The 12,652-nt window shown below is 61.5% G+C and carries 9 protein-coding genes; 7 read left to right on the top strand and 2 right to left on the bottom strand.

The genetic code is table 11. The features are described 5' to 3' along the window. Positions 1-59 precede the first annotated feature (59 nt). Positions 60-1,052: a 2-hydroxyacid dehydrogenase gene (locus tag AC3ITY_RS25545; protein WP_489305731.1), complete on the bottom strand. Its 993-nt coding sequence runs from the start codon at positions 1,050-1,052 to the stop codon at positions 60-62. A 95-nt stretch (positions 1,053-1,147) separates the two neighbouring features. Continuing rightward, complete coding sequence (locus AC3ITY_RS25540) at positions 1,148-3,901, bottom strand: response regulator (RefSeq protein WP_489305729.1); 2,754 nt, start codon at positions 3,899-3,901, stop codon at positions 1,148-1,150. Between the two features lie 215 nt (positions 3,902-4,116). Here AC3ITY_RS25540 and AC3ITY_RS25535 point away from each other — a divergent pair, with 215 nt between their 5' ends. The 7 genes from AC3ITY_RS25535 to AC3ITY_RS25505 all read left to right on the top strand — a co-directional run bounded on the left by AC3ITY_RS25535 (position 4,117) and on the right by AC3ITY_RS25505 (position 12,581). Next, the gene (locus AC3ITY_RS25535) at positions 4,117-4,836 is read left to right on the top strand and encodes a response regulator transcription factor (protein ID WP_489305727.1); all 720 of its coding nucleotides are present in this window, start codon (positions 4,117-4,119) and stop codon (positions 4,834-4,836) included. Next, positions 4,826-6,247: a histidine kinase sensor domain-containing protein gene (locus tag AC3ITY_RS25530; RefSeq protein ID WP_489305725.1), complete on the top strand. Its 1,422-nt coding sequence runs from the start codon at positions 4,826-4,828 to the stop codon at positions 6,245-6,247. Before AC3ITY_RS25535 ends, AC3ITY_RS25530 begins: the two co-directional genes overlap by 11 nt. A 169-nt stretch (positions 6,248-6,416) precedes the next feature. Beyond that, the gene (cysM, locus tag AC3ITY_RS25525; protein ID WP_046043004.1) at positions 6,417-7,319 is read left to right on the top strand and encodes a cysteine synthase CysM; all 903 of its coding nucleotides are present in this window, start codon (positions 6,417-6,419) and stop codon (positions 7,317-7,319) included. Beyond that, positions 7,319-8,671, top strand: coding sequence for a 23S rRNA (uracil(1939)-C(5))-methyltransferase RlmD (gene rlmD, locus AC3ITY_RS25520; RefSeq protein ID WP_223456115.1), 1,353 nt, complete (start codon positions 7,319-7,321; stop codon positions 8,669-8,671). Before cysM ends, rlmD begins: the two co-directional genes overlap by 1 nt. 122 nt (positions 8,672-8,793) lie before the next feature. Then, positions 8,794-11,037, top strand: coding sequence for a GTP diphosphokinase (gene relA, locus AC3ITY_RS25515; protein ID WP_489305722.1), 2,244 nt, complete (start codon positions 8,794-8,796; stop codon positions 11,035-11,037). 139 nt (positions 11,038-11,176) lie between these two features. Further along, positions 11,177-12,010, top strand: a complete 834-nt coding sequence (gene mazG, locus AC3ITY_RS25510) for a nucleoside triphosphate pyrophosphohydrolase (protein ID WP_489305720.1) — start codon at positions 11,177-11,179, stop codon at positions 12,008-12,010. A gap of 28 nt (positions 12,011-12,038) precedes the next feature. Continuing rightward, positions 12,039-12,581 (top strand): DUF2058 domain-containing protein, encoded by a 543-nt coding sequence (locus tag AC3ITY_RS25505; protein WP_223533029.1) that lies wholly within the window; start codon positions 12,039-12,041, stop codon positions 12,579-12,581. Positions 12,582-12,652 lie beyond the last annotated feature (71 nt).

Here is a 12,652-nt window from a genome sequence, read left to right as displayed (position 1 = left end):
CGATATGCTATCACGGGCTTGCACGCCGCATCGCGCAGGCAGATGACCTTCGATCCGTTTCAGTCTCCCGTCACCTGGTTTTCCGGTGTGCCCGCCGTCCAGGCTGCAATGTTGCGCAATGTGGTGGTGGCAATCGCGTCCAGCGCTTCGCGGGTCAGAAAGGCCTGGTGCGCGGTGACGATCACGTTGGGGAAGGTCAGCAGCCGTGCCAGCACATCGTCTTGCAGCGGCAGGCCGGAGCGGTCCTCGAAGAACAACTGCGCCTCTTCCTCATACACATCCAGCCCCAGGTAACCCAGGCGACCGTCTTTCAAGGCATCGATCAGCGCCGGGGTGTCCACCAGGCCGCCACGTCCGGTATTGATCAGCATCGCGCCCGGTTGCATGTGCGCCAGGGATTGGCGGTTGATCAAGTGCTTGCTCTGCTCGTTGAGCGGGCAGTGCAGGCTGATGATCTGCGATTCGGCCAGCAGCTGCGGCAGGCTCAGGTAGCGCGCGCCGAGGGCTTCGACCTGCGGGTTGGGACAGGGGTCGTAGGCCAGTAGCTTGCAGCCGAAACCGTTCATGATTTTGGCGAAGGTGGCGCCAATCTGACCGGTGCCGACCACGCCGACGGTCTTGCCCACCAGATCGAAACCGGTCAGCCCCTGCAGCCTGAAATCCCCATCGCGGGTGCGGTTATAGGCTCGGGGCAAGCGGCGGTTGAGTGCGAGGATCAGCGCCACTGCATGTTCGGCCACCGCGTGGGGCGAATAGGCCGGGACGCGCACGATGGCCAGTCCCAGACGTTTTGCCGTCGGCAAGTCGACATGGTTGTAACCGGCCGAGCGCAGGGCGATCAGGCGTGTGCCACCGGCGGCGAGGCGTTCGAGTACCGCCGCGCCGAGGTCATCATTGATGAACGCACAGACCGCTTCATATCCCTGGGCGAGCGCCACTGTGTCGAGGTTCAGGCGCGCAGGCTGAAATTGCAGCTCGATGCCGGCAGGTTGTTCGGCAGCGAGAAAACTGTCGCGGTCGTAGTTCTGGCTGCTGAAAAGAATCGTACGCATGCAGTGCTCCTTGAAGGTGGCCTGCACCGTTGAGCAAGCCGGCATTCGACAGTCGTCAGGTTAGCTCGCCGGCAGCCCTTCGCGATTGCGCTGCATCAAGCATTAATGCGCGCCTGGGCTGCCAGGCGATTGATTGCCCGGTCGAGCTCTTCCAGTGCCACGCTGGCTTTCGGGTCCTGTTGCTTGAGCAGGGTTTCGCTGCGTTGGCAGGCCGCACGCAATTGCGGTACGCCGCAGTAACGCGTCGCACCATGCAGGCGATGGACCCGTTCGATCAAGGCGTTGTGGTCGTTGCTTTGTTGAGCGAGGCGGATGGCTTCGCGGTCAGCCTCCAGGGATGCGAGCAACATTGCCAGCATGTCCGCCGCCAGATCAGCCTTGCCGGCGGCCAGGCGCAATCCTTCGTCGTGGTCGAGCACCAATAGGTCATGGGCACCAGCATGCCCATCGCCGGAGCGCTCCGGGCTGTGATTGCGCAGCGCCAGGCCGCTCCATTTCAGCACCACCTGCGCCAATTGCCGCTCGCTGATCGGTTTTGTCAGGTAGTCGTCCATGCCGCTTTGCAGCAGCGCGCGTTTTTCGTTGGCCATGGCGTGGGCGGTGAGGGCCACGATCGGCAGCGGCGTGCAATGGCGTTCGCTTTCCCATTGGCGGATCGCCTCGGTGCTCTGGCGGCCGTCCATGCCGGGCATCTGTACGTCCATCAATACCAGATCGAATGTCTCGTTCTGCACCGCCTTGATGGCGGCATAACCGCTTTCCACCGCGAGCACCTTGGCGCCCATGTCTTCGAGCAGGGTCTGCACCAGCATCAGGTTGGCCGGATTGTCGTCGACGCAAAGCACCTTCGGGGCACGGCTGGACACCGGTTCGCCCGGCTCGCTGCGCATCGGGCGCGGGTTGACCAGGTCCGACAGGGAGCGTCGCAGCTTGCGGGTGCAGGCCGGTTTCGCCTGGAGCTGGCTGTGGGGGTTGGGCACGGAAAGATGGAACAGCGTCTGTTCCGTGGTCGGGCACAGCACCAACACTTTGCAGCCAAGATGCTCGAGGTCCCAGATGTGCTGGTTGAGGCGTTCCGGCGGCATGTCGTTGCTGGTGATGCCGAGCACTGCAAGGTCGATCGCCTGATCGGTCTGATGGGCGGCGGTGACGCCATTGGTCAGGCTTTCCAAGGTGTTGAACGGTGTGGTGCTGAGGCCGCAGTCTTCCAGTTGGTGCTGCAACGCCTGCCGGGCCAGTTCGTGGTTTTCCAGCACCGCCACCCGGCGCCCGAGCAGCGGCGCGGCGGGCAGGTCTTCGGCATCGTCGCGGGTTTTCGGCAGGCTCAGGCTGATCCAGAATTCCGACCCTTCCCCCGGCGTGCTGTCGACGCCGATCTCGCCGCCCATCTGTTCGATCAAGCGTTTGGAAATCACCAGGCCCAGGCCCGTGCCGCCGGGTTGCCGCGACAGCGAGTTGTCGGCCTGACTGAAGGCCTGGAACAGGGCGCGCACGTCCTGGTTCGACAGGCCGATGCCGGTGTCCTGAATGCTGATGCGCAGCTGCACGGTGTCTTCGTGTTCTTCTTCGAGCATGGCGCGGGCGACGACAGTGCCTTCTCGGGTGAACTTGATCGCATTGCTCACCAGGTTCGTCAGGATCTGCTTGAGCCGCAGCGGGTCGCCCACCAGTGACAGCGGCGTGTCCCGATACACCAGGCTCACCAGTTCCAGCTGCTTGGCGTGGGCGGCCGGGGCAAGGATGGTCAGGGTGTCCTGGAGCAGGTCGCGCAGGTTGAACGGAATATGGTCGAGCACCAGCTTGCCGGCTTCGATTTTCGAGAAATCGAGAATCTCGTTGATGATCCCCAGCAGGCTGTCGGCGGATTTTTCGATGGTGCCCAGGTAGTCGAGCTGGCGTGGGGTGAGCTCGCTTTTTTGCAACAGGTGGGTGAAGCCGAGAATGCCATTGAGCGGCGTGCGGATTTCATGGCTCATGTTGGCCAGGAATTCGGACTTGATCCGGCTCGCTTCCAGGGCTTCCTTGCGCGCCAGGTCCAGCTCGATGTTCTGGATCTCGATGGTTTCCAGGTTCTGGCGCACGTCCTCGGTGGCCTGGTCGATGCTGTGCTGCAATTCTTCCTGGGCATTTTGCAGGGTGCCGGCCATGCGGTTGATGCCGGAAGCCAGTTCATCCAGTTCCTGGCTGCCGAGGGGCGGCAAGCGGGTTTCCAGGTGGCCGTCCTTGAGTTGGGCCACGGCCTGCTTGATCTGGCTCAATGGCCGATTGATCGTGCGGCCCATGCGTACGGCCAGCAGTGCCGCACCCGTCAGTCCCGCAGCGATCAGCATCAGGCTGGCGAACAGGCTGCGGTAACCGCGCAACAGCATGCTGTTGTGGGACAGTTCGAGCTCGACCCAGCCGAGCAGGCGGTCGGCTTCTTCGGGAATCACGTCCCCGGCCAGGTTGCGGTGTTTGCCGAATACCGGCAGCAGATAGCGGGTCGCATCGCTGCCACTGCGGCGCAGCATTTGCGTGCCACTGCCGGAGGGCGTCTGATTGAGCATGGTCGGGCCGGCGTGGGCCAGCAACGTGCGGTTGGGAGCCAGGAAGGTCACGGCCCGTACGTCGGTTTGTTCCAGGGCCTGGGTGGCGATGCGTTCGAGCAGTTCGTTGTCCTGATGGCCCATGGCTGGTGCCACCAGTGGAGCCAGTTGCTCGGCGATCATTTCGCCGCGCTGCATGAGTTGGGTTTGCAGGTCAGCCTGTTGCATCCAGGTAAAATAACCCCCCAGCACCAACGCCATCAGGCTGGTTGGCAACAGGGTCAGCAATAGCACGCGGCCTTTGATTCCCAGTTTCTTGAGCACGCATCTCTCCTGCATCCCGCTATTTATAGGCCTGCACATGCATCCGCCATGCACCACTTGCGCAGTGTAGCGATTTGCTCGCGGGCAATCCTCGTAAAAATGGTGCCGTCTTTCGTCGGCCCGGACGACTCAATGGCGATACGGACAAACGGTGGGTTGCCCCGGGCGAGGCAATCTTGAATAATCGCTCAACTGAGAATTATTTGCAGATAGTCATGGCTCCCATCACTGCTGGCCTCCCCCGAATCCTGTCCATCGAAGACGACCTTGTGCTCGGAGCCTACGTTCATGAGCATCTGGACCGCAGCGGCTTCCAGGTGACCTGGTGCCAGAACGGCCAGGAAGGCCTGGACATTGCCCGCCGGCAACCGTTCGACGTGGTGTTGATGGATATTCTGCTGCCGGGAATGGACGGCCTGGCGGTACTGACCCAATTGCGCCAGAGCCATTCCACCCCGGTGTTGCTGATGTCGGCCCTTGGTGCCGAGGCCGATCGCATCAGCGGCTTTCGCCTGGGGGCCGATGATTACCTGCCAAAGCCCTTCAGCATGGTGGAGTTGCGGGTGCGCATCGAAGCCATTCTACGGCGGGTGGCACTCGACCGCCGGCCCGTACCCGCAGTGCCAGCCCCGTCGATGGGCAGCCTGCGTTTCGACGATGAAAACTTCGAGGTCTTTTACGGGGAACAGGCCGGTGGCATGACCCGCAGCGAGTATCGGTTGCTGGAGACGCTGCACCGCAGCGCCGACGAAGTACTGAGCAAAGCCTTCCTTTATCAACAGGTGCTGCAACGCGGTTACGCGGCCCATGACCGCAGCCTGGACATGCACATCAGCCAGATCCGCCGCAAGCTCAAGGCCATTGGCTACACCGAGCGCGAAGTGCGTACGGTATGGGGCAAGGGTTACATCCTGAGCGCCGCCGATGAAATGTAACTTGCCGGGCAGGCATTCGCTGTTCTGGAAGCTGGCTTGTCTATTGGTCGCATTCTGCCTGCTGATGATCTGGTTGAGTTGGTCCTGGGGGCGTTACATGGAGCAGCGCAACCAGTTCCTCTCCGATGAGGCCCGCGGCACCCTGATGCGCTACGCCGCCGAGGCCGAAAGGGCCTGGCAGCAGCGCCAGAGCGCCGGCATCGATGACTGGCTGCAGAGCATTCATCAGCGGGAAAAAGGCTGGGTCGGTGTCATCGGCGGTGATTTGCAGTCCTTGAGCAACCAATCGCTGACGGACAAGGAAGTCGAGCGCCTGACTTTTTTGCGCGGCCTCGATTGGCCCATCCACAAGAAAGGCCGGCCGTGGATACGCATACCGTTTCCCGGCGACCCGTCCGCCGGCAGCCTGGTGATCGAACTGCCCGAACGCTTTCTGCCTGGGCAATACCGGGTGTTCTGGCGGGTGATTACCAACGGCGTGATTCCGGGGTTGTTCACCTTGCTGCTGTGCGTCGGGCTCTACCGTTTGCTGGTGGTGCCGCTCAACCACTTGCGTGAGCAGGCCAACGCCTGGCGTGCCGATCAACTGAATGTGCGCCTATCGAGCCGCACCACCAATCGTTCGGATGAACTGGGCGAGTTGGGCAGGGCGTTCGATCACATGTCCGAGCGCCTGCAAAGCACCGTGGCCTTGCAGCAGCAACTGCTGCGCGACTTGTCCCACGAATTGCGTACGCCTTTGAGCCGCCTGCGGGTGGCCAGTGAAAGCGAGCAGGGGCTGGAGCCATTGCGCGAACGCATCGGCCGTGAAGTCGATGGCATGCAGCGCTTGGTGGATGACACGCTGCAACTGGCGTGGCTCGATACCGAGCGCACCCGATTGCCCGACGAAGCGATCCAGATCCAGGCCCTGTGGGAAATGCTCACGGAGAACGCCTGCTATGAAAGTGGCTGGCCCGATACGCAGTTGCAATGCACGGTGGATTCATCCTGCTGGGTTCGCGGTCATCTCAACACCCTGGCCCAGGCATTGGAAAACATTCTGCGCAATGCGATTCGTCATTCGCCGGCGGGAGGCATTGTCCAATTGGGCGGACGTCGTGATGGCGATTTCTGGCATCTGTGGCTGGAGGATCAGGGCGGCGGTGTGGCAGAAGCTGATCTGGAGCGGATCTTCCTGCCGTTCACCCGACTCGACGGTTCGCGGCCGGGGGATGGTGGGTTTGGGTTGGGGTTGAGCATCGCCAGGAACGCAGTGCAGCGTCAGGGCGGGCAACTTTGGGCGCAGAACACCGGGACCGGGTTGCGGCTGAATATGCGGTTGTTGGCGGATGTTAATAGCGCCAGTGCCGACGCCTTCGCGAGCAAGCCCGCTCCCACATTGGCCGTGTTTCAACCGCAAAACGTATGATCACCCCCGGTACCCTGTGGAAGCGGGCTTGCCCGCGAAGAGGCCCTCATGTTCACCGCAAAATATCTGCTTATTCCCATAAACCATAAGCACCACACTTTGCGTGATATGGCCTGCGAACGTTTGCCGGTATGATAGGCACCCCCGCAGTCTGGATTGCGAATACGCCATGACCTTGCAGTACCCAACCATCGCCGATTGCGTCGGCAACACTCCGCTGGTCCGTTTGCAGCGCCTGCCCGGCGCCACCAGCAATACCCTTTTGCTCAAGCTCGAAGGGAACAACCCGGCGGGTTCGGTCAAGGACCGTCCGGCGCTGTCGATGATCACCCGCGCCGAACTGCGCGGGCAGATCCACGCTGGCGATACGTTGATCGAGGCGACCTCGGGCAACACCGGGATCGCCTTGGCCATGGCCGCTGCGATCAAGGGTTACAGGATGATCCTGATCATGCCGGACAACTCCAGCGCTGAGCGCAAGGCAGCCATGACGGCCTATGGCGCCGAACTGATTCTGGTCAGCCAGGAGCAGGGCATGGAAGGCGCCCGTGACCTGGCGCAGAAAATGGAAGCCGAAGGTCGCGGCAAGGTGCTGGATCAGTTCGCCAACGGTGATAACCCCGAGGCGCACTACACCACCACCGGTCCGGAAATCTGGCGCCAGACCCAGGGCACCATCACCCATTTCGTCAGCTCCATGGGCACCACCGGCACCATTATGGGCGTGTCGCGCTACTTGAAAGAGCAGAACGACAACGTGCAGATCATCGGCCTGCAACCGATGGAAGGCTCGGCGATCCCGGGTATCCGCCGCTGGCCTCAGGAATATCTGCCGAAGATCTACCAGGCCGACCGTGTGGACCGTATCGTCGACATGGCCCAAAGCGAAGCCGAAGACGTGACCCGTCGTCTGGCCCGCGAAGAAGGCATTTTCTGTGGCGTGTCCTCGGGCGGTGCCGTGGCGGCGATGTTGCGCCTGTCCAAAGAAGTTGAAAACGCGGTGATCGTCGCGATCATCTGCGACCGCGGCGACCGTTACCTGTCGACCGGCATTTTCGACGCGCCCAACTGATGGCCAAACATGAAAGAGGCCTGCGCTTCCAGCCCACCGGCGGCAGCAAGGCCCCGCAAGTCCCGACCGGCAAAAAGCAGCGCCTGACCATCGAGCGCCTGGCCAATGACGGTCGCGGTATCGCGTTTTTCGAAGGTCGCACCTGGTTCGTCATCGGCGCATTGGCCGGTGAAGAGATCGAGGCGCGGGTGCTCGGTGCCCACGGCAAAGTGGTCGAGGCACGCACTGAACGGGTGTTCAAGGCCAGCGAATTACGCCGCCCGGCACCGTGTGCCCATGCCGGCCGCTGCGGCGGTTGCAGCGTGCAGCATCTGCCCCACAACGAACAGCTTGCCCTGAAACAGCGCATGCTCGCCGAGCAGCTGTCGAGGGTCGCGGGCGTCGAACCCGAAGAGTGGGCGGTGCCATTGAGCGGTGCGGAATTCGCGTACCGGCGTCGCGCCCGCGTGGCGGTGCGCTGGGACATGAAGGCGAAAAAACTCGAAGTCGGTTTCCGTGCCGCCGGCAGCCAGGACATCGTTGGTATCGATGACTGCCCGGTGCTGGTACAGCCCTTGCAACCGATCATGAGCCGTTTGCCGGAGATGCTGCGGCGCTTGAGCAAACCCCAGGCACTCGGGCATGTGGAGTTGTTCAGCGGCTCGACGCTGGCCGTGTTGCTGCGGCACATGGCACCGCTGTCCGACGCCGACCTGACGATCCTCAAGGATTTCTGCGCGTTCCACGAAGCCCAATTGTGGCTGCATGGCGACGGCGAACCGCAACCGGTCGAGGCCGGTCAGTCGTTGGGTTATCGCCTGGAACAGTGGGATCTGGAACTGGCTTACCGGCCAGGGGATTTCATCCAGGTCAACGCCGCAGTCAACGAAGCGATGGTCGCCCAAGCGCTGGACTGGTTGAAGCCGACAGCTGATGAACGTGTACTCGATCTGTTCTGCGGCCTGGGCAACTTTGCCTTGCCGCTGGCCAAGGCCGCTCGTGAAGTGGTGGCGGTCGAAGGCGTGCAGGTGATGGTCGATCGGGCAGCGGCAAATGCGGCTAGCAACAATTTGCATAACGCGAAGTTTTTTCAGGCCGATTTATCCCAGCCTTTGACGGACGCTGAATGGGCCGCTGAAGGCTTTTGTGCGGTACTCTTGGACCCACCGCGTGACGGTGCTTTCGAGGTCGTGCGCAAGCTCAAGACCCTGGGCGCCGAACGATTGGTGTATGTGTCGTGCAACCCGGCAACTCTGGCGCGCGACACGGCCGAATTGATCAAGCAGGGCTACCGGTTAAAACGTGCCGGGATTCTCGATATGTTTCCTCAAACGGCACATGTCGAGGCCATGGCGTTATTTGAAGCGAGCTAGGATGCTCGTCTGGTCCGACTGGCCCGCCCGTGCAGCCGCGCACCCAGCCCGACGTGGGCGCACGGGCAACGAAGGTCAGCGATTTGACGCATTGAATCTGCGTCGTAGGGAAGGTAAGCAAGATGGTACAGGTGAGAGCACACCAGCCGATCAACACCGACGGCAGTATCAATCTCGAGGCTTGGCTCGATCACGCGGTCAGTGTCGATCTGGCACTGGATCGCGAAGCCTTGAAAGAGGCCTGCGAGTACGCTCGCGAGGCCGAACAACAAGCCAATGCGGCACAGAATCTGTGGTCGGAAGGTAACTCGACTTTCCGTACCGGGCTTGAGATCGCCGAGATTCTCGCCGACCTCAAACTCGACCAGGACTCTTTGGTCGCCGCGATCCTGTATCGAGGCGTGCGCGAAAATCAGATCAAGTTGCCGGCGGTCAGCCAGCGCTTCGGTCCGCTGGTGGCCAAGCTCATCGACGGCGTGCAGCGCATGGCCGCGATCAGCGACAGCCTGAGCCCGCGCAAATCCCTGGTGCTGGGCACCCAGGGCCAGGTGGAAAACCTGCGCAAGATGCTGGTAGCCATGGTCGACGACGTTCGCGTCGCCCTGATCAAGCTGGCTGAACGCACTTGCGCAATACGTGCGGTGAAGACCGCCGACGACGAAAAGCGCAACCGCGTGGCCCGTGAAGTCTTCGACATCTACGCGCCACTGGCCCATCGCCTGGGCATCGGTCACATCAAGTGGGAGCTGGAGGACTTGTCCTTCCGTTACCTGGAGCCGGACCAGTACAAGCAGATTGCCAAGTTGCTCCATGAGCGGCGACTGGATCGCGAGCGTTTCATCAGCGACGTGATGAACCAGCTGAAAAACGAATTGCAGGCCACCGGCGTCGATGCCGACATCAGCGGCCGGGCCAAACACATCTATTCGATCTGGCGCAAAATGCAGCGCAAGGGTCTGGAGTTCAGCCAGATCTACGACGTGCGTGCCGTGCGCGTGCTGGTGCCGGAAATGCGCGATTGCTACACCGCGCTCGGCATCGTCCACACCCTGTGGCGGCACATCCCGAAAGAGTTCGACGACTACATCGCCAACCCCAAGGAAAACGGCTATCGCTCGCTGCACACGGCGGTGATCGGGCCTGAGGGCAAGGTGCTGGAAGTGCAGATTCGCACCCACGCGATGCACGAAGAAGCTGAACTCGGCGTGTGCGCGCACTGGCGCTACAAGGGCACCGACGTCAAGTCCGGTTCCAATCACTACGAAGAGAAAATCTCCTGGCTGCGTCAGGTGCTCGAATGGCACGAAGAGCTGGGCGACATCGGTGGCCTGGCGGAACAGCTGCGGGTGGATATCGAGCCGGACCGGGTCTACATCTTCACCCCGGACGGTCACGCCATCGACTTGCCGAAGGGCGCGACACCGCTGGACTTCGCCTACCGCGTCCACACCGAAATCGGTCACAACTGCCGTGGCGCCAAGATCAACGGGCGCATCGTACCGCTCAACTACAGCCTGCAAACCGGTGAACAGGTCGAGATCATCACCAGCAAGCACGGCACCCCGAGCCGCGACTGGCTGAACCCGAACCTGGGATACGTCACCACGTCGCGGGCACGGGCGAAGATCGTTCACTGGTTCAAGCTGCAGGCTCGCGACCAGAACGTCGCGGCCGGTAAAACCCTGCTTGAGCGCGAGCTCAATCGCCTCGGTCTGCCGGCGGTGGATTTCGACAAGCTGGCCGACAAGGCCAACATGAAAACCGCCGAAGACCTGTTCGCCGCCCTCGGCGCCGGGGATTTGCGCCTGGCGCAACTGGTCAACCTGGCGCAGCAATTGGTCGAGCCGGAGCGTGGCAACGAACAGCTTGAACTCATACCGCGCAAGGCCACCGGCTACAAACCAGGCAAGCGCGGCGATATCCAGATCCAGGGCGTCGGCAACCTGATGACCCAGATGGCCGGCTGCTGTCAGCCGCTGCCGGGGGATGCCATCGTCGGTTACATCACCCAAGGCCGTGGCGTGAGCATTCACCGCCAGGACTGCGCCTCGGTGCTGCAACTGAGCGGGCGAGAGCCGGAGCGAATCATCCAGGTCAGCTGGGGCCCGGTACCGGTGCTCACCTACCCGGTGGACATCGTCATCCGCGCCTACGACCGTTCCGGTTTGCTGCGTGACGTCTCGCAGGTTTTGCTCAACGAGCGGATCAACGTGCTGGCGGTCAACACCCGCTCGAACAAGGAGGACAACACCGCGTTGATGTCCCTGACCATCGAGATTCCGGGGCTGGATGCATTGGGGCGGTTGCTGGGGCGGATTTCCCAGTTGCCGAACATCATCGAAACCCGGCGTAACCGGACGCCGTGAGGCGAGAGGGCTTTTACTGTAGGAGCGAGCTTGCTTGCGAAAAACCTGAGGGCGACGCGTTCATTCAGACAGTACGCGTCATCGTTAACGTCCATCGCGAGCAAGCTCGCTCCTACAGAGAGCAAGCAGAGACAGATTGATGTATTCACTTGAAGATTTATTGCACCTGATGAACCGCCTGCGCGACCCGCAATACGGTTGCCCGTGGGACATCAAGCAAACTTACGCCACCATCGTCCCGCACACCCTTGAGGAAGCCTATGAAGTCGCCGACGCCATCGAACGCGGTGACTTCGATCACTTGCAGGGTGAGCTGGGCGATCTGCTGTTCCAGGTGGTGTACTACAGCCAGTTGGCCCGGGAAGAAGGACGCTTCGAGTTCGCAGGCGTGGTCGACAGCATCACCCGCAAGCTGATTCGGCGTCATCCCCATGTGTTCCCCACCGGCGATCTGTACGCACCGCTGGATGTCCCGCGCCTGAGTGAGGAGCAGGTCAAGCAGCGTTGGGAAGAGATCAAGGCCGAGGAGCGCGCGGAGAAATCTTCAGCCCCCGAACAGCTGTCATTGCTTGATGACGTCCCCGCGGCATTACCGGCGCTGTCACGCTCGGCCAAGTTGCAGAAGCGCGCGGGGCAGGTCGGCTTCGACTGGCCGGACGCCTTGCCAGTGCTCGATAAAGTGCGTGAAGAGCTCGATGAAGTCCTCGAAGCCATGTCGCAAAACGATCCCGAGGCCGTGGCCGACGAGATCGGCGACCTGCTGTTTTCCGTGGTCAACCTGGCGCGTCATCTCAAGGTTGATCCGGAAACCGCACTGCGTGGCGCTAACGGCAAGTTTGAAAGACGCTTTCGTTTTATCGAACAGGCATTGCGCGACACCCGCCGTCCCATGGAAGATTGCACCCTCGAAGAGTTGGACGCCTTGTGGGGCGAAGCCAAACGTCAGGAAAAGAATTTGCCCAGCTGCGGTTGAGCAGTGGCCTAAGTGAGTAATAAGCACCATGAGCATTTCCCTTCGCGACCAGTTGCTCAAAGCAGGGCTGGTCAACCAGAAGCAGGCCAAGCAGGTCAGCAAAGACAAACAGAAACAGCAACGCCTGGCCCACAAAGGCCAGATCGAGCTGGATGACTCCCAGCAGCGTGCGGCGCAGGAAGCCATGGCCGAGAAGGTCAAGCGCGACCAGGAACTCAACCGCCAGCAGCAGGAAAAGGCTGAGGCCAAGGCCCGTGCCGCGCAGGTCAAGCAATTGATCGAAGTCTCGCGCCTGCCGAAATTGACGACCGAGGATTACTACAACTTCGTCGACGACAAGAAGGTCAAGCGCATCTCCGTCAATACCCTGATGCGCAACAAGCTCAGCAGCGGTTCGCTGGCCATCGTGCATCACGCTGGCGGCTACGAAGTGATTCCGCGCGAGGCGGCATTGAAGATTCAGGAGCGCGACCCGCAACGCATCGTGCAGCTGAATGTGCAGACCGAAGAAGTCAGTACCGAGGACGATCCGTACGCCGCCTATAAGATCCCTGATGATCTGATGTGGTAATCGCTCCGCTGATGGTACATGTTTACTAGTACTTTTCCGGATTAATCAATTGAACCCGAAAGATCGTGTCG

This window comes from Pseudomonas sp. GL_091 (assembly GCF_057837725.1).
The sequence above is the reverse complement of the archived record's forward strand: the minus strand, read 5'-3'. Positions and strand labels throughout refer to the sequence as shown.